Origin of the sequence: Streptomyces sp. NBC_00490, from assembly GCF_036013645.1 — a bacterium.
Taxonomy (GTDB): domain Bacteria; phylum Actinomycetota; class Actinomycetes; order Streptomycetales; family Streptomycetaceae; genus Streptomyces; species Streptomyces canus_F.
Window position 1 is genome coordinate 9,890,333 of the sequence record NZ_CP107869.1, and the last position, 25,056, is coordinate 9,915,388.

Genomic DNA, 25,056 nt, shown 5'->3' on the forward strand with positions numbered 1-25,056 from the left:
GCGCTGTTCCGTCGGACGATCGATGATGTCCACCCCCTACTTTCGTAGGGGGACGCTGTCGCAGAAGGGCTGATCCGATGCCCGGCGGGGCTTTCTAGCGTCAATTCCATGAACGACTGGACCACCTCCCACGACCGTGTCCTGGCGCAGCGCGACGCCGAAGGCTGGATGTTCCTGATCGAGGCAGCCCGTGATCTGCGTACCACGGGTGCGATAACTCCCAGCGGCAAGGCCCTGGCCCGCGCTCTGACCGATCCCGTACGGGCTCAGGCGTCCCACCCGCTGGCAGTCCTGGAAGCCGGCGCCGGCACCGGCTCGGTCACCCGGGCCCTGATACCGCAGCTGTCCCGGGGCAGCCGCCTGGACATCGTCGAGGCCAATCCGCGTTTCGCCGCGCGGCTGCGCCACCTCGTCACCACGCACCCGCGCCTGGCGGCGAGGCCCGCTCAGGTGAACGTGTATGAGACCTACGTCGAGCAGCTCGACACCGACCAGCGCTACGACGTCATCGTCTCGGGACTGCCGCTGACCAACTTCACGCCCGTACAGGTCGAGCGCATCATGGCCCGCTACCTGGAACTCCTCCACCCCGGCGGCACACTGACCTACTTCGCCTACCTCGGCACCCACAAGGCCCGCGCCCTGACGGCGTCGCGCGCGGAAGTCCGCCGCCACGCTGCCGTGGACGAGATCATGGCCACCTATCAGCGCGCCTTCGCCACGGGCCGCTGGACAGTGTGGGCCAACCTTCCCCCCGCCTACGTCTGGCATCTGCAACGACCTCTCGTCTCCGCGGACCGCCCCGAGCCGCAGTCCGTCGAGGCGCGGCGGTGAACGCGTTCTCCGACATGCTCGGCCACCTCTCGCCGGCCGCGGCGTACACGATGGTGGCCGCCGCGGTCCTGGCCGAGTCGGTCCTTCTCGTCGGTGCTTTCGTCCCGACACTGACCCTGCTCCTGACCGCCGGCGCGCTGGCCCGCACCGGCCAGGTCAACCTTCTTCTCGTCATCGCAGCCGCAGCCGGTGCCGTGGTGGCGGGTGACTTCCTCGCCCATCGCACCGGCAGACTCCTCGGCGATCAGCTGCGCGGAGGTCGCATAGGCCGTCGGATACCGGTCGCCGCCTGGCATCAGGCCGAGATGCTGATGACGCGCCACGGCGGCCGAGCGGTTTTCCTGGCCCGCTTCGTGCCGGTGGTACGCACCCTCGCCCCGCACTCCGCGGGCGCCACCCGCCTGCCCTACCGGCGCATCGCTCCCTACAGCGTCGTCGCCGCATGTGTGTGGGCCACAGCGGAAGCGGGTGTCGGATACGCCGCCGCGACGTCTGTGCAGCGCGTCCTCACTCTGGGCGGCCCTGCTCTCGCCCTGGTCGCTGTGATGGCGATCGGGGGCTGGCTGCTGTGGCGAAGAAGGCGACGATCCTCTACGGCGCCCCGGGAAGCGGCGTCCGAGCCCGCCACCACGTCCTCCGGCCATGGTCAGGCAGGCCTGACGAGGCCGGCGTCGTAGGCGAAGATCACGGCTTGGACCCGGTCCCGGACCCCGGTCTTGGTGAGGATGCTGCTCACGTGTGACTTGACGGTGGACTCGGCCAGGGAGAGGCGTTCGGCGATCTCGGTGTTGCTCCAGCCGCTTGCGATGGCGGTGAGAACTTCTCGTTCGCGGTTGGTGAGGCGGGCCAGCTGCCGTTGCTGTTCGGGCGTGTGGCCCGGCAGGCGGCTGCTGAAGGCGTCGATGAGCTTGCGGGTCAGACCGGGTGAGATGACGGCGTCTCCGGCGGCCACCGCGCGGATGCCGGCCACGAGTTCGTCCGGCATGGCGTCCTTCAGCAGGAACCCGGAGGCTCCGGCGCGCAGGGCGTCGTAGGCGTACTCGTCGAGGTCGAAGGTGGTCAGGACCAGGATGCGGGAGCGGCCACCGGACTCGATGATGCGTCTGGTGGCCTCGATGCCGTCCATGCCGGGCATGCGGACGTCCATGAGGACGACATCGGGCTTGAGTTCGGCGGCCTTGCGGACGGCTTCGGCGCCGTGGGTGGCTTCACCGATGAGGGTGAGGTCGGGGTGCTGTTCCAGGAGCATGCTGAAGCCGAGGCGTTGCAGGGCCTGGTCGTCGACGATGAGCACGGTGGTCATGTGCGGGGGGATCTCCGTTCTGGTGGTGGCTGGGGACCTCTGTGCTCATGGGGGGAGGCGAGAGCTAGAGGGAGGGCGGGGTGGTGAAGAGACGGACGTGGACGCTCCAGCCGTCTTCACGGTTGGGTCCGGCGGTGACCTGGCCCTGGTAAATGGCCGCGCGCTCGCGTATGCCGACCAGACCGCGGCCGCTTTCCGCGCTCCGCCTTCGGGAGCGGGCTGTGCGGAGGGGGCCGGTGTCCTCGACATCGATGTGGACTGTCTCGGAGTCGACGGCTACCCGGACGCTGATGCAGGTGTCGGCGGCGGCGTACTTGAGGGTGTTGGTGAGGGCTTCCTGGACGATGCGGTAGACGGCGAGCTGGACACCGGGGGCCAGCGCGGTGAGGTCGCCGTCTGTGCTGAGGGTGAGGCTCGGTCCGGCGGCGCGGACGCGTTCGATCAGCGGATCGAGGTCGGCCAGGCCGGGTTGCGGGGTGAGCGGGGCATCGTGTGGCCGGTCGTTGTCGTCGCCGATGACGGCGAGCAGGCGGCGCAGCTCCGCGAGGGCGCCACGGCCGCTGTCGGCGATGATCCGCAGGGTCTCGGCGCCGCGCTGGGGCTTGGTCTCGGTCAGGCCGGCGGCGCCGTCGGCGAGGCCGACCATCACGGCGAGGGTGTGGCCGAGGATGTCGTGCATCTCCCGGGAGACGCGGGCGCGTTCCTGGGCGACGGCGAGGCGGGCCTGCTGGTTCTTGTCCTTCTGAAGGGCCGCGATGACGACGTTCACCAGTCGGGAGGCGAGGCCGAGGCCGGCGATGGCCGTCACCGTCACTACGCCCAACAGCAGCAGCATCTCCGGCCGTCTGGCGTACTCCGGCTGACCGTCGCTCCACAACGTGGCGGCCCAGGCGACCAGCTGCATCAGGGAGATGGCCAGAGCGATCAGCAGCTGGCGGGGGGTGCCGAAACGGCCGACGTTGAACAGGGCCACGATGCGGGCGACATCGGCACTGGCGCTGGCGTCATGGAGGGACCCGGTGGAGGCCATCAGCACGGCGATGGCAGTGACGAGCGCGAAGACCAGCATGGGCCTGCGTTCCCGCCACAGCAGCGGAACGGCCACAGCGACGGAGAGGACCAGTTCTTCGGCGACCCTGGATTCACCGGCGGAGGCGAGTACGGACGGCAGCCCCAGAGCGATGCAGAACAGCGGCACGCCCCACCTTCGGACACGGGGGTGGGCCCGGTCCGCCCACCGCCAGGAAGACAGCCGAGCGATGATCGACACGATCACACGCTGCTCATCGTCGTTCGTCAGTGCCTCGGGCAGCTCGGGTCGGCTGGGGACGTGTCGACCGGGCGGGGAATCGTGTGGGGGCGTGGGGGTCAAGGTCTATGCCCTTCGCGGTGCAGGCGATCCGCTCGCCGGTCCCGGGGGAATGGACGGACGAACAACGACTCGAGAAGAACGCCGACCGGGGCCGACCGCTCTTCCGTGATCGTACGGCTGGCCACGGCTCTGGGGCGGCGTCGTCTTTGCCTGGTCAGCGCACGCGCCGCCGGAGCCGGGGAGGAGGGTGGCCACGGATTTGCTTCCCGCCAGAAGAAAGGTGTGTGCACGGACGGGCCTGATCAGGCCCGGTTTCACCGTAGAAGCGGTATCGACGGGCGCTACGGCACTGTGGGCGGGAAAACGACGACGGTGGCTAGTACCGGGGTACTAGGGACTGTCTTCAGTTGCGATCAATCGGCTTCAGGAGACTGCTGATCCAGATGGTCGCTGCGCGGAGATGCAGCCCGGCGAGGTAGCTCTCGGGCTTCTTGTCGTAGCGGGTCGCGATACCCCGCCAGTCCTTCATCTTGTTGATGGCCCGCTCGAAAGTGTTGCGGTCGCGGTACAGAACGGTGTCGTGGGTGACGGGCCTGCCGCCACGGCTGCCCTTCTTCCTTCGGTTGGCGGCTTGGTCCTTCTTCTCGGGAATGACCGCCTGGATGCGGCGTTTGCGCAGATGGGCGCGATTGGCGCGGGAGGAGTAGGCCTTATCGCCGGCTACGGCGGCCGGCCGGGTGCGGGGACGGCCGACGGGCAGGCGGACCCGCACCTTGTTCAGGACGGGGATGAACTGGGGGCTGTCGGCGGCCTGCCCGGCGGTCAGAAGGAGTGCCATCGGCCGGCAGTGTCGGTCGGCGGCCAGGTGGATCTTGCTGGTCAGCCCGCCGCGGGACCGCCCGAGCAGGGCGGCCTTCAGCCGGGCTCGCCGTCTGCGGCGGACGCGTCGGCGTTCGGCGCGACCCGGATCGCTTTCGCTGTCCTGTCCGCCTTGTTCCTCGGACGGTCCCCTTTTTGCGAGGCCGCCTCCTCCAGCGCTGCCAAGGTCTGTTCACTGACCCGCATGCCGGCCGCATCATGATGAGCCCGTGCGGTGGTGGAGTCCACGCTGACCAGCGACATGTCGATTTCGTCCCGGCGGGCGGCCTCGGCGATCGCCTCCTCCAGCAGGGCCCCAAAGACGCCCGCGTCGCGCCAACGCATGAAGCGGTTGTAGACGGTCTGCCAGGCGCCGAACCGCTCGGGCATCTCCCGCCACTGACTGCCGGTCCGGAACCGCCAGATCACCCCCTCGAACTGCTCGCGCAGCCGCTCGGGGTATGGGCCGAACCTGCCGACCGGCAGATGCGGCCCGATGAACTCCCATTCACTGTCAGTGAGTTGTGCACGCGTCACAACACAGTCCTACCGGACCGACACCCGATCTCGGGCTTGATCACAACTAAAGACAATCCCTAGGGCGCCGCTGCGCGCGGCTGCGACGAGCGGTCCACGGCCGGCGTGGGACTTGACGGAGCACGCCGAGCCGTTCCGTCGGGAGAGTCGCGGAGGCGGGCGGCCGGCGTCGAACGGTGCCGATGAGGCGGCGGCTGGCGGTGACGGCGCCTCCGTCCGCCACTGCGCGGATGGTCGTGGTCAGCTCGTGCGGTTCGGTGTTTCCGGGAGCAGTGCGCCGGCGTCGGCCGCCAGCGCGGCTCAGGCGTACCCGTCGAGCCTGACGCAGGCAAGCACCGGTACGCGTGAGAACGGTGGGCATGCTGCCGGGGTTCTTCCTATGGGGGAGACCATGCTGGCGACCGCGCCGGGGTGGACCGGCGGGTCGGTCGCCGGTGGCCGGTAGTCCTCTGTCTCCTGTGGGCGTTCAGTCGCCGATGGCGCGGAGCACGGCGTCTGCCATGCCTTGCTCGCCCTGCGCGTTCGGGTGGACGGCGGCGGCCGGGCGGCTGGGGCGCAGAGGCTCGATCCAGCGGGTCTTCTCCGCGGAGCAGGCATCGTGGCCGACGGAGGGGGAGTAGGTGTCGACGTACGTTGCTCCGGCGGCCTCGGCCTGCCTGCTCAGCATGGTGTTGAGCTGTTGCCCCTTGTCGTGAAGATAGGTCGCGTCACCGGGCGCGAGGGGCAGTTCCCTCCCGCAGCCTTTGCCGTCGGCGGGCAGGATCGCGGGATAGCCGACGACGTAGACCCGGGCCTTGGGCGCACGCCGTTCGATCTCGGCCAGTGTCGCGGACAGCTGTCGGCCACTGGCCTGGATCTTCTGTGCCACTTCGTCGGCGCCGCCGTCGACGTACTGCTTCTTGCAGGGCGCATCGTCGGAGAAGACTCTGTCGCTGCCGATCGCACCGTACATCGCGCCCATCGTGACGCATTTCGTGACCGTCGAGCCGAAGCCGATGTCGTTGCCGCCGATGCCGAGAGTGACCAGCCGCGTCCTCGTCGAGAGGGCCGAAAGCTGGGCGGGATTGGTGCCGTTGGACGTCTTCTGCGGAGCGGTGAGGTCGGTGATGGTGGCGCCACTGCAGCTGACATCACGGAAGTCGGTAGCTGTGACGCCGAGTTGGTGTGCCACCACCGCGGGATAGTTGTGGTCGGAACGTTCGCAGCCGGCCGGTGTCCCGGACTGCCGGGGGATCTTCGGGCCGGAGGTGTAGGAGTCGCCGAGAGCGACGTAGGGCCCGGCATGCGGTCGTTTCTCGTTGGCGTTGGCGTGGGTGCTGTCCGGGCGGCCGATGAGGACGGCGGTGACCAGAACGCCGCAGCTCATGATCCCGGCCAGACCTGCGCGTGCATACGGTCCCATGGGGTTTCTCCTGTCGTCGTCACGGGTGATCAGAACTGCTGGGCGGGCACGGCAGCACAGGCGGCTGTGCGCGACGGGTGGCGGTGTCCGGAGCGGGACCGGCAGGGCTGGCTGGGGGAGGGGAGGGCCTGCTGGGATCACGTCGGGGACGTGGTGTGTGTGGCCCTGCCGTCAAACTAGGCGGGGAAATGCGCATGTCCTCGGCACTGCGGGACCGAATGCGGCAGGGCCGCGTAGTACCGCGGTAGGAAGGCGCGTCGACGCTGGGCCCAGACGCGGTCGGGTCGGCCGGGCGATCCGCGCGGCGCCGGTTTTCGGCAGGCGGAGCGGGATGCTGGGCACGTCCACGGTGTCGCCGCACGCGACCGTCCTGATCCCCAACAGGAGTTCGTCCGGGCGAGGGGCACACGAACCGGAACCCGTCGGCGCCGGTGCGGAGCGCGCCGTGGGCGTATTCATGAGGTTCGAGGCTGCCTCAGCAGAGGCCCCAGGAGGTGAGGTCAGGTGGAGTCCGGCGGCGATACGGACTGCTGTACTGGTCCGCGGCCTCGCCGACGGTGGTGAGGGCAGGGCTGCACCCTCAGCAGCAAGCCGAAGCCCAATCCGCGGCAGCGCCTTGCCGACGAGGGTGAGGACGATGGTCAAGCGTGGTCCTTCTCGGGGGAGTTGACCGGCGGGTTGGGGATGAGGGTGGCGTGGACGGTCCAACCGCCGTGGGGGTTGGGGCCGGTGGTGACCTCGCCCCGGTAGAGGGCGGCGCGCTCACGCATGCCGACCAGCCCGCGGCCGCTGCCCGTCCGGACACGGCGTGCACGCGGGGTACGGGGCGGACCGGTGTCCTCGACCGTGAGGCGGACGGTGTCGGGGTCGGCGGCGATGGAGACGTGGACCGAGGTACCGGAGGCGGCGTACTTGACGGTGTTGGTCAGGGCCTCCTGGATGATGCGGTAGGCGGACAGCTGGAGCCCAGGGGGCAGGCCGGTGAGGTCGCCGTGTGCGTGCAGGGCGATGGTGGGGCCGGTGGCGCGGACCCGGTCGAGCAGTGTGTCCAGGTCGGAGAGTCCGGGCTGCGGGGCGAGCGGGACGTCGTGCAACTGGCCTGGGCGTTCGCCGTCGTCGCCGTCGTCGCCGATGACGGCGAGCAGGCGGCGCAGTTCGGCCAGGGCGTCGCGGCCGCTGGCGCTGATGATGCGGAGTGTCTGGGCGCCGCGTTCGGGCTTGGTCTCGGTGAGGGCGGCGGCGCCGTCGGCGAGGCCGACGATGACGGCGAGGGTGTGGCCGAGGATGTCGTGCATCTCGCGGGAGACGCGGGCGCGTTCCTGCGCGGTGGCCAGACGGGTCTGTTGGTCGCGTTGCTTCTTCAGGGCGTCGATGTAGGCGTAGGCCAGCCGCAGGAGCAGGCCCAATGCGGCGAACGCCATTACGGCGACCATCACCATCAGTGTCACGGGCTCCGGACGGGTGACGTAGTCCAGCTGCCGGCCGCGCCAGAAGAAGTAGGCCCATGCGGCGAGTTGTACGAGGGTGACGCCGGTGGCGAGGGCCAGCTGACGCGGGGTGCAGTGACGGCCGACATTGAAGAGGGCGACCACCCGGGCGAACTCGGCGCCGGTCAGCACCCCCAGAGGAAGGGACACGACGGAAACGGCCGTGGTGAGGGCGAAGACCAGCATGGGGCGGCGTTCCCGCCACAGCAGCGGGACGCAGAAGGCGAGGACGAGGGGCAGTTGGGGATTGCCGACGTTGTGGGGATTGAGGTACGCGTCGCTGCCGCCCACGAAGCAGAAGACCGGGACCCCCCACCGCCGGAACCGGGGATGGGCCCGGTCTGCCCGCCGCCACGACGCGAGCCGGGAGACGACCGAGACGATCACCCGCTGTTCGGGATCGCTCGTCAGGGTCTGCAGGAACTGGCGCTCGTCCGGGCGTGGGGCGGGAGTGGGGGCACTCGGTGCGTTCACGGGACAGGCCCTTCGCGATGTCAGGCCGCCCGTCGGCCCGGGGGGATCGGGCCGACGGGCGGGGCACGGGGGACGGCCGGTGAGAGTCGGCCGCCCTGTCAGCAGCCGGTGCGCAAGCCGGTGTTGCGGCTTGCTCTCGTCACCTCCTGCGCAGCGGGTTCTTCAGCAGCTTCCTGCGGACCGGTGCCTCCGACTCCGTCGCGCCGGCGGGGACGGTGGCGTCACCGCCCCGTGCCGCGTGCTGCCTGAGCCTGGCCAGTCCGCGTGCCTTCCCTGGGGCCTGCGGGGCAGGTGCCGGCACGTCCGGGACATCGGGAGCGTGGTCGCCGGTGACGGCGTGGGGGGCGCTGTGGCCGTTCGAGCCCGCGGGGACCCTGGCGGCGACACCGGCGAGTTCCGGCTCGGGCAGGGAGACCGCCTGCTCGATTTCGAGCGCGTGGCGCAGTTTCTCGCCCTCGACATCCACGTTCGGCAGGATGCGGTCCAGCCACTTCGGCAGGGTCCAGGAGCGGTGGCCAAGCAGGGCCATCACCGCCGGGACGATGGTCATCCGGACGACGAAGGCGTCGATGAACACGGCAGCGGCGAGCCCCAGGCCGATGGACTTGATCAGCGCCTCGGAGTCGAGGAGGAATCCGGAGAAGACGGAGACCATGATGACCGCGGCGGCGGTGACCACCCGGCCGCTGTGCCGGAATCCCTCCACGATGGCCTGCGTGGGTTCGGCGCCGTGGACGTACTCCTCCCGCATCCGGGAGACGAGGAAGACCTCGTAGTCCATGGCGAGACCGAACACCACGCCGATCAGCACGATGGGCAGCAGGCTGACGATGGGTCCGGTCTGGTCGACGCCGAAGAGGTCCTTGAGCCAGCCCCACTGGAAGACCGCCACCAGGACACCGAGGGTCGAGACCACACTGAGCAAGAAGCCCAGGGCGGCCTTGAGCGGGATCACGATCGACCGGAAGACCAGCAGGAGCAGCACCAGGGCCAGGCCGACGACGATGGCCAGGTAGGGGATGAGGGCGTCGGAGAGCTTGGTGCTGACGTCGATGTTGACGGCGGTCAGGCCGGTGACCATCAGGTCGGCGCCGGACTCCTGGTGCAGGGCGGCGCCGTGGTCGCGGATCTCGCCCACGAGGTCCTTGGTGGCTGCACTGGTCGGGGCGCTCTTGGGGACGGCGCCGATCAGGGCCACGTCGCCCGCCTCGTTGAAGGAGGGAGGACGAACAGCAGCGACATCGTCCAGCTTGCCCAGCATGGTGTACGCGTCCTGGGCGGCCGCCTTGGGATTGCCGCTGTCCCGGGCGTCGACGACCACGGTGAGCGGGCCGTTGAAGCCGGGCCCGAAGCCCTTGCTGAGGGTGTCGTAGGCGACGCGCTGGGTGCTGCCGGGAGGCTTCCCCGAGTCGTCGTTCAGGGCCATCTCGAGGGACATGGTGGGGATGGCCAGCAGGGCCAGGCCGGCCACCGAGACGGCGAGCACCTTGACCGGGTTGCGGGTGACGAACCTCGCCCAGCGCACGCCCATCGGCTCGCCCTCGCCGCGCTCCAGTGCCTTCATACGGCGGGTGAGCAGCCTGCCCTTCATGATCCGCATACCGGCGAAGCCGAGCATGGCGGGCACCAGGGTCAGCGCGATGATCACGGCGACGGCGACCGCGAAGGCGGAGGCCAGGCCCATGGAGGTGAGCATGGCGATGCCGATGACGCTCAGGCCGCTCAGTGCGACGATCACGGTCAGGCCGGCGAAGACAACCGCGGACCCGGCGGTGCCCAGGGCGCGTCCGCACGCTTCCTCGGGTTCGTGGCCGTCGCGGATCTCGTTGCGGTAGCGGGAGACGATGAACAGGGCGTAGTCGATGGCGACGGCCAGGCCGAGCATCAGGGCCAGGGTCGTGGCGGACGAGGCCAGGTCGAAGAAGTGCGTGGCGAGCGTGATGGACAGGATGGCCGCGGCCACCCCGAGGATCGCGGTGAGCAGGGGCAGTCCTGCTGCGATCAGCGAGCCGAAGGTGATCATCAGGACGATGGCGGCGACCCCGACACCGATCAGCTCGGCCGCCTTGCTCGTGGCCTCGTTCTTGACGGCGTTGCCGCCCAGGCTCACCTTCAGGCCGGCCTTCTCGCCCTGGGCCACGACCTCGGTCTGGACGGTGTGGGCCGCGCCGCTGACGTCGGTCTGAGTGACCTTGTAGGACACCTGGGCGTAGGCGATGGTGCCGGACTTGCTGACCAGGCCGCTGGTGAAGGGATCGGAGGCGCCCGACACCTGCGGCGACTTCTCCAGCTTCGCGACCAAGGACACGACCTCGGCCTTGTTGGCGGCGGAGGTGAGTTTCTGCCCGCTGGGCGCCTCGAACACCACCCGCGCGGTGGCGCCGTCGGCGGATGCCTGCGGGAACTCCTTGTGCAGCAGGTCGATCGCCTTCTGCGATTGCGTGCCTGGAACGCTCAGGGCCCCCGAGGAGGTGCCGGGCGCGGTCATGGCGCCGATGCCGATGGCGGCCAGGACGGCGACCCAGAGCATCACGACGATGCGTCGTCGCCGGAACGACAGTCGGCCGAGCCGATAGAGGAAGGTGGCCACGGAGTACTCCCACCAGAGAAGAGATCATGGGTGAGCTGGGCCTGACTGACCCGCGATCTCAACCTAGGAGCGGTCCCGGGCGACCATCCCGTACCGCGGAACCGAATCCGGTGCGGCACGTTAGTACCGGAGTACTACGCGCTGTGCCCCTGGCTATGAGGTTTTCGGCCCAGCTACTTGCCTCTGGAAAATGGTTCAGCCTCGTGGCGGGGCTGATGCGGGCTTCGACACCGACTCTCCAGTTACGCATCCGCCGGAACGGGCGGGCGATAGGCGCCAATACCTCAACCTTGAGGTAGACGCAACCTCTGGCGGTGGCCTGCCGGGCCGAACGGCTCTACCGTGATGAGAGGAAGCAGATCCCAGGAGCACATCATGATCATCCTTGGACTCGTCATTCTCGTCGCCGCGGTGGTCATCGGCGTTGCCGGCGTTCTGTCCAACAGTGGCAACGCCCACGAGTTCACCGGCGGATTCTCCGTCTTCGGAGCCGACGTCACCGGCTCCACCGGCACCCTTTTCCTCTACGGCATCGTCGTCGGGGCAGCGGCTCTGTTCGGGCTGAGCCTGCTCCTGACCGGTACCCGTCGCACGGCTCGCCGCGGCCGCAGGGCACGGCGTGAGCTCAAACAGCATCGGCGCGAGACAGCCGCAGCCGAACAGGAACGGGACGTTCTGATCAATGAACGCGACCCCGCCCGCGCTCAGCCGGCGCAATCGGAGAGGGCCGACGAAGCCCCTGCCGAACCGGCCGAACACCCCCGCCACAAGCACCACTGGTTCCGCCACCGGGCCGCCCACTGACGATCCGAGCTGGCCGCCTGGCGAGCTGCCGCGCCCCACAGAAGCACTTGTCGCACCGGCCCAACTGGGATGGCGGTGCGGCCCGCCGAGACAGGCGAGGGTGAGGGCCCGGAGTCGGCTGGGATCCGTCCGGCAGTCGGCGGAGCACCGCAGCGGGCGTCAGCCGGCGGCGGTACGCGGGCAGCACCGCGCCTTCTTCGCTCTTGGGCAGCCGGGTGCGGTAGCTACCTCGGTGGCAGTGTCAGGATCCCAGGCCGGGGAAGGGTTCGGAGTCGTCGATGAACGCGCGGGCCAGGTCGGACAGGCGGCGGTTGTGGGCGCGGGCATAACCACGCAGCGCGGTGAACGCCCGTTCCATGTCGATGCCCTGACGTTCGGCGAGTTTGCCCTTGGCCTGTTCGATCAGTACGCGGCTGTTGAGTGCGGTCTGCAGCTGTTGGTTGAGGACGTTGCTGCGCTGGGTGGTGCGTTGTTGCAGGAGACTGATGGTGGCGACATCGGCCAGGGCCTGGGCGACGAGTGTGCCTGCCGGGTCGAAGGGCCCGGGGGCGGCGCGGAAGAGGTTCAGGGCGCCGACGACCTCGTCCCGCAGGCGCATGGGCAGCGCCTGGACCGCCCCGAAGCCGCCGCGGTGGGCCGCTGTGACGAAGCGTGGCCAGCGGTCGAGCTCCCGGGTCAGGTCGGGGACGATCACGGGTATGCCGGTGCGGAAGCACTCCAGGCAGGGGCCTTCGTCGTTCTGGAGCTGGAAGAGTTCCAGCAGGCGTACCTGTTCGTCGGAGGCGGCCATCACGCGCAGTTCGCCGTCGCGGTCCGCGAGCAGCACCCCGGCCGCACTCGCGCCGAGGAGCCCTACGCAGCGGTCGGTGAGCAGGCGCAGGAAGTCGATCAGATCGAAGTCGGCGACCAGGTTGTCCGCCAGCTCGACGAAGGTCTTGGCCAGGAGCTGCTGATTCATCGATTCACCCTCGATGGAGACTAGGCCCGCCGGGGAGGGGCGGGAAGTACGGCGCGTTCGTCGGACGGCACCCATGCATCAGGGCTCCTCGTCGACCGGTCCGGGCTCCGTGTCCGGGGAGAAGCGGAGCCGGTGGGCCACGACGTCGGCTGCCACGTCGGCGAGTCGGCGTCCCTGCATGAAGGCGTGGGCGCGCAGTCGGACGAAGGCCTCGTCGAGGCCGACGCCGAGCTGGACGGTGAGGATGCCGGTCGCCTGGTCGATCTCCGCCCGGTACGCGCCCAGGTCCTCGAACTCGCGATCTGCCGGTGCCCCGCCAGTCGGCGCGCCCGTCTCCTCGATCCGCGCGTCGAGCAGCAGCAGCGTTGCGAGATCGGCGAAGGCGAGTGCGTCGGCCAGTTCCTCGGCGTCCAGCACGGTCGGCACGTCGGCGTACAGATCCAGGACTCCAGGGCGGATCGCCCCCATCTGCAGGGGGAGCGCGAAGACGGCGCGCGCCCCGGCCTCCAGGGCCGCATCCGCGAACACAGTCCAGCGGTCCTGCAGCGCACCGGTCAGCAGATCGGGCGTCAGGACGACCGAGCCGTGGGTGAAGGCGTCCACGCAGGGCCCCTCGCCCAGCGTGAGCTGCAGCTCCTCCAGTTGTTCGCTGATGTCGTCGGTGCTGCACAGCGGATGACTCGCCGTGGTCCGGGACATCGCCGACAGTCCGGCCCCGCCGACCGGGAGCGCGGCGACGGCCGCGGTGCACACGTCCACCACGCCGACCCGGCCACCGCGTCGCACCGCCTGCGTGGCGACCAGTGCCTGAATCCGCGCCGAGCGGTTGTCGGACCTCATCCGGGCCACCGCGTCCAGGCACCGTGCGCGAGCCCTGCCGGCCGCGCCGCGGTTCGCTCCCCGACCGGAAGGACCAGCGCCCGGAGCAGTGTGGCGCTGACCGGCCTCCAGATCTCTCCCACGTCCAGCCATCCCCAGGAACAGAGCGCGGCGAGGGCCGGGTGATCGAACCGGTTCACCAGGGTGGCGCCGAGCGCCGCATGCTGGTCGCTCAGCAGCCGCTCCTGCAACCGGCGGGCCACGTGCTTGTCCCTCGGGTGCGGGCGGATCAGGATGTCGGTGATCGCGAAGACTCCGTGCGACGCGGTGAGTCGAACGATGTCCCGCGGCAGCGCCCCGTCGAACCCGGGCCGCCAGAAGCCGTCACTGCGCACCGGGAATCCGAACGCGCATCCCACCAGACCGTCCGTCTCCGCGATCATCATGGTGAACCCCGGCCGCCGGATCTCGGCGGTGAGACGGTTCAGGAAGTCCTGGCGGCCAGGAGGGCGATACGCCGCACGTGGAGACGTCTGGCGGGAGTCCACGTACAAATCGGCGAGCTCCCCGCTCACAGCCTGCGCCCGCCAGCGGTTCACCCGACGCAGCAGGACCGCGTCCATGGTGGCCGACTCGCTGCCACGGGGCTCTCGTTGCCGCCCCCGCCCCGATCGGGCCGTCACCGGGCATCACCCGAGAGGACGGAGGCCAGGGGAACGGGCCGGTACAGCGGGGCTTGGGCGGTCGTGACCGGGACATCCCCGAGACGAGGTGCCAGATTCCCGAGCCGCGGGCTGAGGAGCAGGAACCCGCAGCCGGTGAGGTCGAGTATCCGGCCCAGTATCGGTGGCGGGTGGTGCAGTCGCAGGGTTCCGCCCGCCTCGGCGGTCTTCTGCGCGGCGTCCAGGAAGACGTTGAGGCCACTGCAGTCGCAGAAGGTGACGGGTGTGAGGTCGACATCGACGGTGCGGATGCCGTCCTGCAGGCACCGCGCCAGTGAAGTGCGCACCAGCGGGGCTGATTCCCGGTCGATCTCACCGGCCAGGGTGATCAGCGCCCGGTTTCGTCGATCACGGCGGTGGACGGTGAGCTGTGGGAAGGGCATGACGCCTCGGTTCACATGGCCATTGGGCAGCGCACGCGGTGAGGCCGGGGTTCCCGGCCTTCCTGGCGCGCTCCTGGCAGCGGCGTACGTTCGACGGAGGCGAAGCATCGGCCGACCCTGCAGCCTGTGCGAACAGGACCGCGGACCTACCCAGTTCCCTCCAGGGATGCGCCGGGTGACGGACAAAAAGATCCGCTCCCCACAGCCATCGGTATCGAGCAATGACAAGCCGCCGGGGTCTGGGACGTCCGTACAGCAGCATAGTCCCCAACCCCATGCCACAGACGGCCCGAAGCCGCCTGTGCCCAGGATGCGGGCGGCGCCAAAGGTCCTGCGGAAGCCCGATCCCGGTGAGCCGAGCATTGCCGTGGGCACGATGCTCCGGGCCGCGCGCCCCGGGCCTCAGGAACCGCCCGGGACCCGGGCCGGACGACCATCGCGGACGGGGTCGTGGAAAAGGCCACGGGGACCGCCGCACGGGAGGTCCCCGGTATCCACGCGCTGGGCGGCGGGTTCAACGCGCACTATGGGCACGGTGCGCGACCGGGTCCCGGGCGGGCAGGCTAGCGCAGGGCGCGGTGTCAAGGCCGAGGTCGGTGAGAAGCAGACCGAGATCGGCCTCCAAGTCGTCGTCAAAACCGCCCGGCCGGCCCGGGCACGGCCCCAACTACGCGTTCCTGGTGCGTAGTCGGGGACCTCCGTCGCATCGGGCAGTCTTGGTCAGCGGCGCGCCAGTTGTCGTTCGCCGGCCGCACCGGGCTCGTACGGCAGTCCGTAGTGCTTGAAGATTGCTTCCTCCTGCTCGGCGGGCAGGACATCGTCGGTGCCGATCGAAGGGGCCTGCTTGACCAGCTTCCTGTCATAGCCGACTTTGAGATAGTCCGGCCCGGCGGTCGCGTCATCGAGAGGGACGAAGATCAGCCGCCGCCGGCTCGGCAGTCCGGTTCGTACCGTGGCCATGGCCGGCTCGTCGGTGGTGGTGTCCACATAGACGGCCTCCAGGACACCGATCTTGTGCGACTCGGTGTCGACGACGTCGCGATTGCGCCATTCCCGGACGTCGGCTGCGTGAATCATGGCCTCTTCCTCCTGGACGGCCCGGTCGACGGCCGTGAGTCGCACCCTTGGGTATCCGTGTTGAAGCGCCGCACCGTACGACGCATCGCCCTCTGCATGTGCTCCGGGAGAGGCTTGCCCTCCCAGGCGGCGATCAGTGCCGCGGCCACCTCCGGGAGGCGGGTGTCGCATTGCCGGGAGACATCCACCAGTAGTTTCCTGGCCGCCCCGCGGTGGCAGGGTGTCAGGATCATCACCATGCCGCGGGCCTGGTCGATGACCGCGCGGCTGGCCAGCGCCCGCCGCAGCTGATCGTTCTCGGCGCGCAGTGCGACGACATCCTGCCCTGCGGGGGCGTTGCCCCATGTGGCCTTGGCCCGTAGGTCCCACCGCTCCTGTTGGATCACGGTCGTGCGTTGCATGACATGCACCTCTTGGCGATTGGGACGTGTCCGGCTGGCGTGAGTCGTCCCGGAAGCCGTGGCTGACGGTCCATTTCCAGGGTCACTCGTGGTGTTCGTGGTCCCGGCGATCTTCACGCCGCCGACGCGCGCGGTTGTGGCGGCTGTAGCGCCGGTCCCAGCGTTCCCTGCGATCACGGTAGTCCCGGTAGTCCCGGTAGTCCCCGAGGTCGGCACCGCCGTCATGGGTCCGTCCGCCGCCGCGATCGCGGGCGTGGCGGGTGGCGCCGTAGACCAGCACGGCCCCGGCCACCCACCAGATGGGATTGAGGAAGCCGAGGCCGAACAGGACCGCGATGACGATGAGCAGCAGGAGGAACACAGGGGCCTTCCCGGGAGCGCAACACAGCTTCGATACCGGGGACTGGGGCCTCACCCCGCAGCGTAGTCCTGCCCAAAGGTTACGGATACGGTGCGACGTCAGCGCGTTCGGCCTGGCACGGACGCCCGCTTGACACCTGTCGAGCGACCTGGCCACGAACGGAAAGCTGAGCCGCCGCTGGGGGAGACGCCGCTGGGCGCATCAGGTCCGACGCGAAGCCGTCGCCATGGCACCGGTGGCGAGGCCTTCAGCGCATCGGGCGGCCGTGCGGCTCTCCCCGCGCTCACCGGTTCCCGTCGCTTTCCGGCGGCAGGCTGTGGGTGCGGACCACGTCGGCGTACCACCGCGCGCTGGACTTGGGGATGCGCTTGCCGGTCGGGTAGTCGACGTAGACGGCACCGAAGCGCTTGCTGTAGCCGTAACCCCACTCGAAGTTGTCCAGCAGAGACCACAGGAAGTAGCCCCGGACGTCGACGCCGGCCACGAGCGCCCGGTGCACGGCTGACAGGTGGCCGTGGAGGTAGGCGATGCGCTCGGGGTCGGCCACCTCGCCTTCCGGGTTCACGTAGTCGTCGAACGCGGCCCCGTTCTCGGTGATCACCAGAGGCATCGCGGGGAAGTCCGCCTTGAGACGCGTCAACAGGTCGTACAGACCACTGGGGTCGACCGCCCATCCCATCGCGGTGGTGTTGCCCGGCGGCCGGTGGAAGGCGACGTTGTCGGCGCCCGGCCAGGGGCTGTGCTCGCTCGCGCCGTGGCCGTCGGAACCATGGCTGGCCTCGCCCCGGGCGGCGGACACGAGTGTGGGTGTGTAGTAGTTGACGCCCAGGAAGTCCAGCGGCTGGTGGATGGCGGCGGTGTCGCCGTCCCGTAGGAAGGACCAGTCGGTCAGATGCGCCGTGTCCCGGAGGAGGTCCTGGGGGTATTGGCCTTCCAGCAGCGGGCCGGTGAAGACACGGTTGGCCAGTGCATCGATCCGCCGGGCCGCGTCGAGGTCCTCGGCTGCCTCGGTCAGGGAGCGGACGTGATGGATATTGAGCGTGATGGACGCCTGTGCGCGGGCGGGCAGTTCGGCGCGCAGAGCCTGTACGGCCTTGCCGTGGGCGAGGTTGAGATGGTGCGCCGCGCGCAGGGCCGCGACCGGGTCGGTGCGCCCGGGCGCATGGACACCTGAGCCGTATCCGAGGAAGGCGCTGCACCAGGGCTCGTTGAGGGTGATCCAGGTCTTCACCCGGTCTCCCAGCGCATGTGCCGCCAGGGTCGCGTAGTCGGCGAACCGGTCGGCGGTGGCGCGCTCCGGCCAGCCGCCGGCGTCCTCCAACTCCTGCGGCAGGTCCCAGTGGTACAGCGTGACGACCGGTTCGATGCCCTTTTCCAGCAGTGCGTCGGTCAGGGCGCGATAGAAGTCGAGCCCCTTCTCGACGGCCGGACCGCGGCCGGTCGGCTGCACGCGCGGCCACGACAGGGAGAACCGGTAGGCGCTCACTCCGAGGTCGGCCATGATCTCGACGTCCTCGCGCCAGCGGTGGTAGTGGTCGGTGGCGACGTCACCGGTGTCACCGTTGCGCACCCTGCCGGGCGTGTGCGAGTAGGTGTCCCAGATCGAAGGAGTGCGTCCGTCCGCGGAGGCGGCGCCCTCGATCTGGTACGCGGCGGTCGCAGTGCCCCAGGTGAATCCCTGCGGAAAGGTGCGGACGGCGATGTTCTCCGGGGCGGGCGCGACGCGTCGGGTTGCGGTGCTCACGTGGGTCCTTCCAGGTGACGTGCGGGGAGGGGGAGGCGAAGCGGGGTGGGGGCGTCGAGGGACCGCGGCAGCGGGGGTCGGCACGGCATTCACCCCTTGACCGCCCCCTGCATGATTCCGCCGACGATCTGACGGCCGAAGACGACGAACAGGGCGAGCAGAGGCAGCGTGCCGAGCAGCGCGCCCGCCATGATCAGCGACTGGTCGCGCACGTATCCGGCGCTGAGCTGGGTGAGGGCGACGGGCACCGTCGGATTGGTCATGTCGAGCACGATGAAGGGCCAGAAGAAGTCGTTCCAGGCGTGCACGAACGTGATCATGAACAGCACGGCCATGGGAGGCCGGGCGATCGGCAGCACGATGCTCCAGAAGATGCGCAGGGAGTGCGCACCGTCCACCCGTCCGGCCTCGACGAGTTCGTCGGGCAGGGCTTCGGACAGGTACTGCCGCATGAAGAACACGCCGACGGCGCTGACGAGGGTGGGGAAGATGACTGCGGGCAGCTTCTGGCCCCAGCCCAGTTCCGTCATCATCATGAACAGCGGTACGACGCCCAGTTGCGGCGGCACCATCATCGTGCCGATCACGAGCATCAGCAGGATGTTGCGGCCCTTGAAGCGGAGTTTGGCGAACGCGAAGCCGGCGAGGGTGGCGAACAGGACCGTGGACAGGGCGATCACGCCGGCCACGATCAGGCTGTTGAGCATGGCCTTGCCCAGCGCGGCGTCCTGCCAGGCCTTGCCGAGGTTCTCCAGCAGGTGGGGTCCGGGCAGGAACGGCGGAGGCGTCTGGGTGACGCGTGTGTTGTCGGTCGAGGCCGCCACCATCGTCCAGTAGAGCGGGAACAGGGAGAACAGCGCCGCGATTCCCAGCAGGATGTAGGCGACGGGACCCGCGTGGTGCTGTCGTCCGGCGCCCGGGTGCCGGAACAACCGGCGGCGCCGTCCGCCGGACGAGGTGTCCTTCCGGGCCTTCTTCGCGAGCCCGGGGCGCGGGTCCGTCGTCTGGACCGGGATGCTGTCTGTGGTCATGGAAACCTCCCGGTCAGGCCTTGCGCGCCAGGACGCGCTTGACGATTCGTTGGACGACGAACATGACAATGAGCAGCAGGAACATCGCCCAGGCGACCGTGGCGGCCCGGCCCATCTGGTAGTTCTTCCAGCCCTCCTCGTACAGCAGCAGACCCAGCGTCTGGTACTGGTTGTCGGCGCCCCCCGTGATGCCGTTCGGGCCCTGGCCGAAGATCAAGGGCTCACCGAAGAGCTGCGTGGCGCCGATCGTGGACAGGACGATGGTGAACACGATGGTGGAACGGATGCCGGGAACGGTGATCTTCAGGAACTGTTGCCACCGCGACGCGCCGTCGATGGCCGCGGCCTCGTAGCGGTCGCGCGGGATCGCCTGCATCGCCGCGAGGTAGAGCAGCGCGTTGTAGCCCGTCCAGCGCCAGATCACGATGGAGGAAATCGCCGTCTGCGCGGCCCACTTGTTGTTCTCCCAGTCGAGGTTGTCGACACCGACGAGGCTCAACATCCAGTTGATCATGCCGAAGTCACGCTCGAAGAGCATCGTGAACACGAGGGCCGCGGCACCGACCGACGTGGCGTACGGCGTCAGGGCGGCGACGCGGAAGAACGTGGAGCCGCGCAGCTGGTAGTTGAGCAGGTGCGCCAGACCGAGCGCCATCAGCAGCTGGGGCACGGTCGACAGGACGCCGATGGTGAAGGTGTTGAGGAGCGCGTTCCAGAAGCGGTCGTCGTCCCACAGCGCCGTGTAGTTGTCGAAGCCGACCCACTCCATGAGGTTCAGGGTCGACAGTTCGACGCGGTGCAGCGAGATCCACGAGGTGTAGATGAGCGGGTAGAAGCTGAAGGCGGCGAACACGATGAAGAACGGGGCGACGAAGGCGTACGGGGCGCCCCGGACGTCGAGGCGGTGCAGCAGCGTACGGCGCCGCTGACGCTCCGCGCCGATGCCGGGCGCACCGTCGGGGGGTGTCGAGGTGGAGATGGCCACCGGAAGGCGTCCTTCCTGGAGGGGGGAGAGGCGGGCAGGGGCCCGGCGACCCATCGGGGCCGTGCGTGGGGCGCCGGGCGGCGGCGGGCAAGGGCCCCAGGTCAGCCGGCGGCCTTCTCGATGCGCTCGTCAGTGGTCTTCCACGCGTCGTTCGGGCTCTTGTTCTGGGCCTCGATCAAGGTCAGACCCTGCGAGAAGATGTCCTTGATGGTGCCGTCCTTGCGGCCGAGGACCTGCTCGTCGGGGATCTCCTGGGCCGCTGCGCCGAAGATCTTTCCGATGGGCGCACCGTTGAAGTAGTCCGAGGTGGCATCGACGACTTCGGGCATCTTCAACGCGGTCTGCGACGAGGGGAAGTTGCCGATCTTCTCGAAGAGGTAGGCCTGCTGCTCGGGTGCGGTGAGCCAGGCGACGAGGTCCTGGGCCTCCTTCTTGACGGGGCTCTTCTCCATCACGCCGAGGAACGATCCGCCCCAGTTGGCGCCCTTGGGTGCCTTGGCGACGTCCCACTTGCCCTTGTTCTTCGGTCCCGCCTTCTCGCTGATGTGCGCGAGCATCCATGCCGGGCAGACGGTGCTGGCGAAGGTGCTGTTGGCCAGGCCGGGGTCCCAACCGGGCTGGAACTGGCGGAGTTTGGCGGTCAGATCGGACGTGGCCGCTTCGGAGGCCAGCTTCCACGCGTCCTGCACGACAGGGTTGGTGGCGTAGATCAGCTTGCCCTGCTTGTCGTAGAACTGCTGGGAGTTGCCGTAGATCATGGCGTTGAACAGCCCGCTGGAGCTGTCCATGAAGGCGACCTTGTCGTCCTTGGAGTCCTGCTTGAACCGCTTGCCCGCGTCGACGTACTTCGACCAGTCGCCCTCCCACAGTTTGGCGACCTCGTCGCGGTCGGTGGGCAGGCCGGCCTGCTCGAAGAGGTCCTTGCGGTAGCAGACCGCCATCGGGCCGATGTCGGTGCCGAGGCCGATGACCTTCTTGTCGGCGGCGGTGACCTGGCTCTGCTTCCACGGAAGGAAGTGATCTGTCCCGGCCACGCCGGCCAGATCGACGAACTTGTCCTTCTGGGTGTCGGACAGTTCCTTGGCCCGACCAATTTCTATGCCCTGGATGTCCTTGAGGCCGCTGCCTGCGGCCAAGTGGGTCTGCAGGGCGGTGTAGTAGGTCTGTTCGTCGCCCGCGACGTCCGCCTTGATGACGACGTTCGGGTGTTCCTTCATGTACTTGTCGAGCAGCCCGGTCTCCTTGAAGCCCATGACGCCGAAGAGCCCCATGGTGATGGTGACCTTGCCGTCCTTCTTGCCCCCACCGGTCCCTCCGTCGCTGCCCCCGCAGCCCACGACCAGGCCGAGAGCCGACGCGAGGGACACGGCGGCCACGGCTTTCGTACGCAACGTCCTTCGGAACTTGTCCATTTGGTCCTCCTAGCGGCGGCGCTGACGCACCGGAGTTCGCGCCCTGTGGTCCGCTCCACAGGCGCGATTTGTCCGGTGGGTACGTTCCCAATCGACGGTGGGAACGTACCCACTCAAGAGTCCGCAGCCTGGCCGCCACGAAAGGCGTCTGTCAAGAAGTTGAATCCACTTCGTTGCCGAAAGATGTCGCGAGCCCGCACCCGGGCCGCGCGGGCGCTCTCCTCAGATCTGGCACAATGCGCAGGTGAAAGCCGTCCAGGCATCGCCGAGCGAGGGAGGCGTCATGGGGGAGAGGCAACGCCCGACCATCATTACCGTGGCCGCGCGCGCCGGTGTCGGACGCACCACGGTTTCACGAGTCATCAACGGCTCCGAGCTCGTCAGCGAGAAGGCGAGGGCCGCCGTGCTCGCCGCCATCGCCGAACTCAACTACGTCCCGAACTCGGTCGCCCGGGGACTGGTGACGAGCCGGACGAACTCCGTGGCCCTGGTGATCCCCGAGTCGGAGAGCAGACTCGGCTCCGAGCCCTACTTCTCGGCGGTCATCCGCGGTGTCAGCACCGCCCTCGCGGAGACCCGCACCCAGCTCCAACTGGTGCTTGTCCGCGACCAGGCCGAGCGGGACCAGCTCACCGAGTCCGTCGCGGAACGGCGTGTCGACGGGGTGCTCCTGGTCTCCGTGCACGAGCACGACCCGCTGCCGGGGCTGCTCGAGGACATGGGCCTGCCCACGGTGCTCGCCGGACGCCGTTCCCCCGACGAGTCGCTCAGCCACGTGCACTCCGACAACACGGGTGGAGCCGCGGCGGCCGTCAACCACCTCCTCGCGCGGGGCCGGCGCACCGTCGCCACCATCAGCGGACCGCTCGACATGGACGTAGCCCGCAGCAGACTCCAGGGCTGGCGCGAGGCGCTCGAGAAGGCGGGCCACCAGGCCACGGACCGACTCGTGGCCTCGGCCGACTTCACCGAGGAGGGCGGCGCGGCGGCGATGCGTTCACTCCTTGAACGGGCCCCCGAGCTCGACGCCTTGTTCGTCGCCTCGGACGTCATGGCCGCGGGGGCTCTGGCGGAGCTGCGCAGGCAGGGGAGGGCTGTCCCCGGCGACGTGGCCGTGGTCGGATTCGACGACTCCATCATTGCCCGGCACACCAATCCGCCCCTCAGCACCGTGCGTCAGCCCGTCGAGGAGATCGGCGCCATGATCGGACGCATCCTTCTGGAAGAGATCGGGGATCCCGAGAGGCCGCGTCGGCGCGTCACGCTTCCCACTGAGCTCGTCGTGCGTGAATCGTCTTGACTTCCTCCTCCTCGTGAACGAGGGCGATCACTGATCTCGCCGGATTGTTGTCGGGTGGTGGGCGAGGGTGACTCCGGTGCCGGCGAGGCCGCCGTCGATGAGGTCGGGGCGGAGCTGAATATGGCGCGGGCCCCGGCGCAGGGTGCGTTCGAGATGCTCGTCGTCGGTGAAGGCGGTGTTGGCCAGCGGGCGGCGCCGTAACAGCGACCAGATGCCTTCCGCCGACTTCAAGTCCGATGCATAGGAGGGTAGTTGCGCGATGGTGAGCCAGTCGTGTGCGGTCGCGTACTCCCGCAGCCCGGCGGCCCGGTGAACGTTGAGGTTGTCCCAGGTCAGGACGATGGGGGCGCCGAGCTGGATGTGGGCGCGGTCGACGAGGTCGCGGTAGTCACGCCGAAGCGGTCGCGGCCGTGCGGGCCGCGTACGGGCACAGCCAGGATGTTCTGGCGGTCCGTTTTGCTCCCCGATCTGTCGCAGGCGACGGTCCGGCCGGGTGCAGAGACCTTGAGCGGGAAGGTTCGGAAGAGGGCGGCGCGTAGTGGCGTGTGCACCCCGGCATTGAAGGTTCGAGCACTTCCTTGCCTTGGTCGGCATCGCCGCAGCCCTCATCGGCTACCGCAGACTCACCGTCTGACCCAGCAGGTCAGGTGCTCGAGGCGGTGCGCACGAAGAGGCAGAACGGGTGGCCCGCCGGGTCGCACAGGACGCGCACATCATCCTGAGGCTGGAAGTCCGTCAACGTCGCCCCCAGGACCAGAGCATGCTCGACGGCTGATGAAAGATCGTTCACCTCGATGTCCAGATGCATCATCATCTGCTGCTCGGACCGTGTGGAAGGCCACCGCGGGCGGGTGAAGAGTGGCTCTGTCTGGAATGACAGCCCGGTACCGCCATCGGGCGGAGCGATCTCAACCCAGCCGGGTTCCTCCTTCCGCATCGGCCACCCGAGCAGGCCCTGATAGAACTGCGCCAACTCGTGGGCGTCTGGTGCATCAAGGGTGGTCGCGGCCAGCGTGAAACGGGGTTGCGGCTTCATGTAGTTCGACTGCCCCCGTGTCGCTGCTGCAAGACCAGCCGTCACTCTCCCGTCCGATACCGATACCTCGCGTTGCCCGAACTACGACACCCGTTCCGCTGTCCGTCACTAAATGAAACGTGGCCTGCTTGTGCGTCTGAAGGTCGGTGGCGGCCGGCAGAGGGAGTTGAGCGGGCACCCTGGCGGCTGGTCCGAACCGGGCGTCGACTGTCTCGGGACGGGGAAGGACCGCTTGACCTCCCCAGGTCACGGTCCTTCCCCGGCCAACGCCGCCCGTCTACCCCGTCAAGCCGGGCCCATGCTCGAGCACTGACCTTCGCGGTCATCGCGGTGACCAGGTGATCCTGCAGACGGTCGGGAAAGGGTCCTTGTCCGTCACGGCCGCGATCATCTGCTCGGTCAGGTCGCGCATCCGGGTGTGCCGTGTTCGGAGACCTCGACCAGGTTTTCCCACGACTCCTCGGCCGGGCAGCCGGGTTGGGCTACCAAGATCCCGCGAGCTATGTCTATGCGGGGCTGGTTGTCCATCGCCCGCTTGAGCTACTCGTCTTGTTTGTCCTGGGCAGGTGGTTGCATGTTGGACGTCTGCCGCCGGCGTCCACCGGCACACGGAACCGATCGCGCCTTTGTGGTCACGCCGGTGGTCCGCCACCCAGGCCCCCAGCGAGTGCCCGCCACTACCGTCCCAGCCCGCCGGGCATACGAACGTGTACCGCGTGCCGTTCGCTGTTGCCGGTCTCGCGCAGCCACCGGGTGGCGGCCTCGATGCCGTGCAGCCAGTAGGCGCGTTCGGGGTCGATGACCCGCAGCCGCACGAACTGTGCGCGGAAGGCCGGGTCGCGTTCTCGCTGAACCGCAGCACCCCTGCCGCTGCGGTCCCGACCGTATGCGGGGGAGAGGTTCTCAGGCGAAGGCAGGTGGAGTGTGGTGCAACGACAGGCCGTATGTCTATGCCCTTGCGAAGAGGGGGACTTGGGAAACCGGCCGAAGGCGGTGCCGCGGCGTGGTCGCCGCTGTGTCACCGAAGCGGCAGATGCTCATCACCATGAGCGCAAGGTCCTTGGACTGCGATGCCATATGCGACAGACGCTTTGCATGCACCAACTCTTCACATGAAATTCCCGAGTTCCTGCTCAACCAAGCCCCTTCGAAATGCGTCCAGTAGTCGTGGCATGCGATGCAATGGCTTTCCGTAGGGAAATGAATGGACCCTCAAGAGGGATAGG

Annotated in this window: 22 protein-coding genes and 4 pseudogenes; 5 read left to right on the forward strand and 21 right to left on the reverse strand. The window is 68.9% G+C overall.

Features of this window, described 5'->3' with window-relative positions:
- The first annotated feature begins 108 nt into the window (after positions 1–108).
- Both OG381_RS45175 and OG381_RS45180 read left to right on the forward strand, forming a co-directional pair.
- On the forward strand, positions 109–834 hold the full coding sequence (locus OG381_RS45175; RefSeq protein ID WP_327721810.1) for a class I SAM-dependent methyltransferase: 726 nt from the start codon (positions 109–111) through the stop codon (positions 832–834).
- Entirely contained in the window at positions 831–1,511 is a 681-nt protein-coding gene (locus OG381_RS45180) for a DedA family protein (protein WP_327721811.1), read from the forward strand. The genes OG381_RS45175 and OG381_RS45180 overlap by 4 nt, the downstream gene beginning before the upstream one ends.
- Here the strand turns inward: OG381_RS45180 and OG381_RS45185 are convergent.
- From OG381_RS45185 to OG381_RS49760, 7 genes and pseudogenes are all read right to left on the reverse strand, one after another.
- Positions 1,481–2,137, reverse strand: a complete 657-nt coding sequence (locus OG381_RS45185; protein WP_327721812.1) for a response regulator transcription factor — start codon at positions 2,135–2,137, stop codon at positions 1,481–1,483. The two genes, OG381_RS45180 and OG381_RS45185, sit on opposite strands and share 31 nt — an antisense overlap.
- 64 nt (positions 2,138–2,201) lie before the next feature.
- Positions 2,202–3,335, reverse strand: coding sequence for a sensor histidine kinase (locus OG381_RS45190; RefSeq protein ID WP_327721813.1), 1,134 nt, complete (start codon positions 3,333–3,335; stop codon positions 2,202–2,204).
- 517 nt (positions 3,336–3,852) lie between these two features.
- Positions 3,853–4,844 (reverse strand): annotated as a pseudogene (locus OG381_RS45195) (IS5 family transposase).
- 466 nt (positions 4,845–5,310) lie between these two features.
- Positions 5,311–6,246: an SGNH/GDSL hydrolase family protein gene (locus OG381_RS45200; RefSeq protein ID WP_327721814.1), complete on the reverse strand. Its 936-nt coding sequence runs from the start codon at positions 6,244–6,246 to the stop codon at positions 5,311–5,313.
- 641 nt (positions 6,247–6,887) lie between these two features.
- The gene (locus OG381_RS45205; protein ID WP_327721815.1) at positions 6,888–8,207 is read right to left on the reverse strand and encodes a sensor histidine kinase; all 1,320 of its coding nucleotides are present in this window, start codon (positions 8,205–8,207) and stop codon (positions 6,888–6,890) included.
- A gap of 139 nt (positions 8,208–8,346) precedes the next feature.
- Complete coding sequence (locus OG381_RS45210) at positions 8,347–10,797, reverse strand: MMPL family transporter (protein WP_327721816.1); 2,451 nt, start codon at positions 10,795–10,797, stop codon at positions 8,347–8,349.
- Between the two features lie 58 nt (positions 10,798–10,855).
- A pseudogene (locus OG381_RS49760) lies at positions 10,856–11,065 on the reverse strand (hypothetical protein); the annotation flags it as partial.
- A gap of 107 nt (positions 11,066–11,172) precedes the next feature.
- On the opposite strand from OG381_RS49760, the gene OG381_RS45215 reads away from it, so the two are divergent.
- Positions 11,173–11,601, forward strand: a complete 429-nt coding sequence (locus OG381_RS45215; RefSeq protein WP_327721817.1) for a hypothetical protein — start codon at positions 11,173–11,175, stop codon at positions 11,599–11,601.
- Between the two features lie 241 nt (positions 11,602–11,842).
- On the opposite strand, the gene OG381_RS45220 is transcribed toward OG381_RS45215, so the two are convergent.
- The 4 genes from OG381_RS45220 to OG381_RS45235 all read right to left on the reverse strand — a co-directional run bounded on the left by OG381_RS45220 (position 11,843) and on the right by OG381_RS45235 (position 14,483).
- Positions 11,843–12,559 (reverse strand): GAF and ANTAR domain-containing protein, encoded by a 717-nt coding sequence (locus OG381_RS45220; protein WP_327721818.1) that lies wholly within the window; start codon positions 12,557–12,559, stop codon positions 11,843–11,845.
- Positions 12,560–12,637: 78 nt separating this feature from the next.
- Positions 12,638–13,399, reverse strand: a complete 762-nt coding sequence (locus OG381_RS45225) for an ANTAR domain-containing protein (RefSeq protein ID WP_327721819.1) — start codon at positions 13,397–13,399, stop codon at positions 12,638–12,640.
- Positions 13,396–14,061 carry a hypothetical protein gene (locus OG381_RS45230; RefSeq protein WP_327721820.1) on the reverse strand — a complete coding sequence of 222 codons (666 nt, stop codon included), beginning with the start codon at positions 14,059–14,061 and terminating at the stop codon, positions 13,396–13,398. Before OG381_RS45230 ends, OG381_RS45225 begins: the two co-directional genes overlap by 4 nt.
- Positions 14,058–14,483: an STAS domain-containing protein gene (locus OG381_RS45235; RefSeq protein WP_327721821.1), complete on the reverse strand. Its 426-nt coding sequence runs from the start codon at positions 14,481–14,483 to the stop codon at positions 14,058–14,060. Before OG381_RS45235 ends, OG381_RS45230 begins: the two co-directional genes overlap by 4 nt.
- Before the next feature lie 393 nt (positions 14,484–14,876).
- On the opposite strand from OG381_RS45235, the pseudogene OG381_RS45240 reads away from it, so the two are divergent.
- A pseudogene (locus tag OG381_RS45240) lies at positions 14,877–15,117 on the forward strand (Asp23/Gls24 family envelope stress response protein); the annotation flags it as partial.
- 86 nt (positions 15,118–15,203) lie between these two features.
- Here OG381_RS45240 and OG381_RS45245 read toward each other — a convergent pair.
- The 7 genes from OG381_RS45245 to OG381_RS45275 all read right to left on the reverse strand — a co-directional run bounded on the left by OG381_RS45245 (position 15,204) and on the right by OG381_RS45275 (position 21,494).
- Positions 15,204–15,560, reverse strand: coding sequence for a PRC-barrel domain-containing protein (locus OG381_RS45245; protein ID WP_327721822.1), 357 nt, complete (start codon positions 15,558–15,560; stop codon positions 15,204–15,206).
- Positions 15,557–15,961 (reverse strand): ANTAR domain-containing protein, encoded by a 405-nt coding sequence (locus tag OG381_RS45250; protein WP_327721823.1) that lies wholly within the window; start codon positions 15,959–15,961, stop codon positions 15,557–15,559. Before OG381_RS45250 ends, OG381_RS45245 begins: the two co-directional genes overlap by 4 nt.
- A gap of 82 nt (positions 15,962–16,043) precedes the next feature.
- A complete protein-coding gene (locus tag OG381_RS45255; RefSeq protein ID WP_327721824.1) occupies positions 16,044–16,322 on the reverse strand; it encodes a hypothetical protein in 279 nt (92 codons plus the stop codon).
- Between the two features lie 283 nt (positions 16,323–16,605).
- A complete protein-coding gene (locus tag OG381_RS45260; RefSeq protein ID WP_327721825.1) occupies positions 16,606–18,066 on the reverse strand; it encodes a GH1 family beta-glucosidase in 1,461 nt (486 codons plus the stop codon).
- Between the two features lie 89 nt (positions 18,067–18,155).
- The gene (locus OG381_RS45265; protein ID WP_327721826.1) at positions 18,156–19,097 is read right to left on the reverse strand and encodes a carbohydrate ABC transporter permease; all 942 of its coding nucleotides are present in this window, start codon (positions 19,095–19,097) and stop codon (positions 18,156–18,158) included.
- Positions 19,098–19,110: 13 nt separating this feature from the next.
- A complete protein-coding gene (locus tag OG381_RS45270) occupies positions 19,111–20,136 on the reverse strand; it encodes a carbohydrate ABC transporter permease (protein ID WP_443061993.1) in 1,026 nt (341 codons plus the stop codon).
- 47 nt (positions 20,137–20,183) lie between these two features.
- A complete protein-coding gene (locus tag OG381_RS45275; protein ID WP_327721827.1) occupies positions 20,184–21,494 on the reverse strand; it encodes an extracellular solute-binding protein in 1,311 nt (436 codons plus the stop codon).
- Between the two features lie 283 nt (positions 21,495–21,777).
- On the opposite strand from OG381_RS45275, the gene OG381_RS45280 reads away from it, so the two are divergent.
- Entirely contained in the window at positions 21,778–22,794 is a 1,017-nt protein-coding gene (locus OG381_RS45280) for a LacI family DNA-binding transcriptional regulator (protein ID WP_327721828.1), read from the forward strand.
- Between the two features lie 27 nt (positions 22,795–22,821).
- Here the strand turns inward: OG381_RS45280 and OG381_RS45285 are convergent.
- The 3 genes and pseudogenes from OG381_RS45285 to OG381_RS45295 all read right to left on the reverse strand — a co-directional run.
- Positions 22,822–23,184, reverse strand: a pseudogene (locus tag OG381_RS45285) (transposase); the annotation flags it as partial.
- A 253-nt stretch (positions 23,185–23,437) separates the two neighbouring features.
- The gene (locus tag OG381_RS45290) at positions 23,438–23,830 is read right to left on the reverse strand and encodes a VOC family protein (protein WP_327721829.1); all 393 of its coding nucleotides are present in this window, start codon (positions 23,828–23,830) and stop codon (positions 23,438–23,440) included.
- A 677-nt stretch (positions 23,831–24,507) separates the two neighbouring features.
- Complete coding sequence (locus OG381_RS45295; RefSeq protein ID WP_327721830.1) at positions 24,508–24,645, reverse strand: hypothetical protein; 138 nt, start codon at positions 24,643–24,645, stop codon at positions 24,508–24,510.
- Positions 24,646–25,056 lie beyond the last annotated feature (411 nt).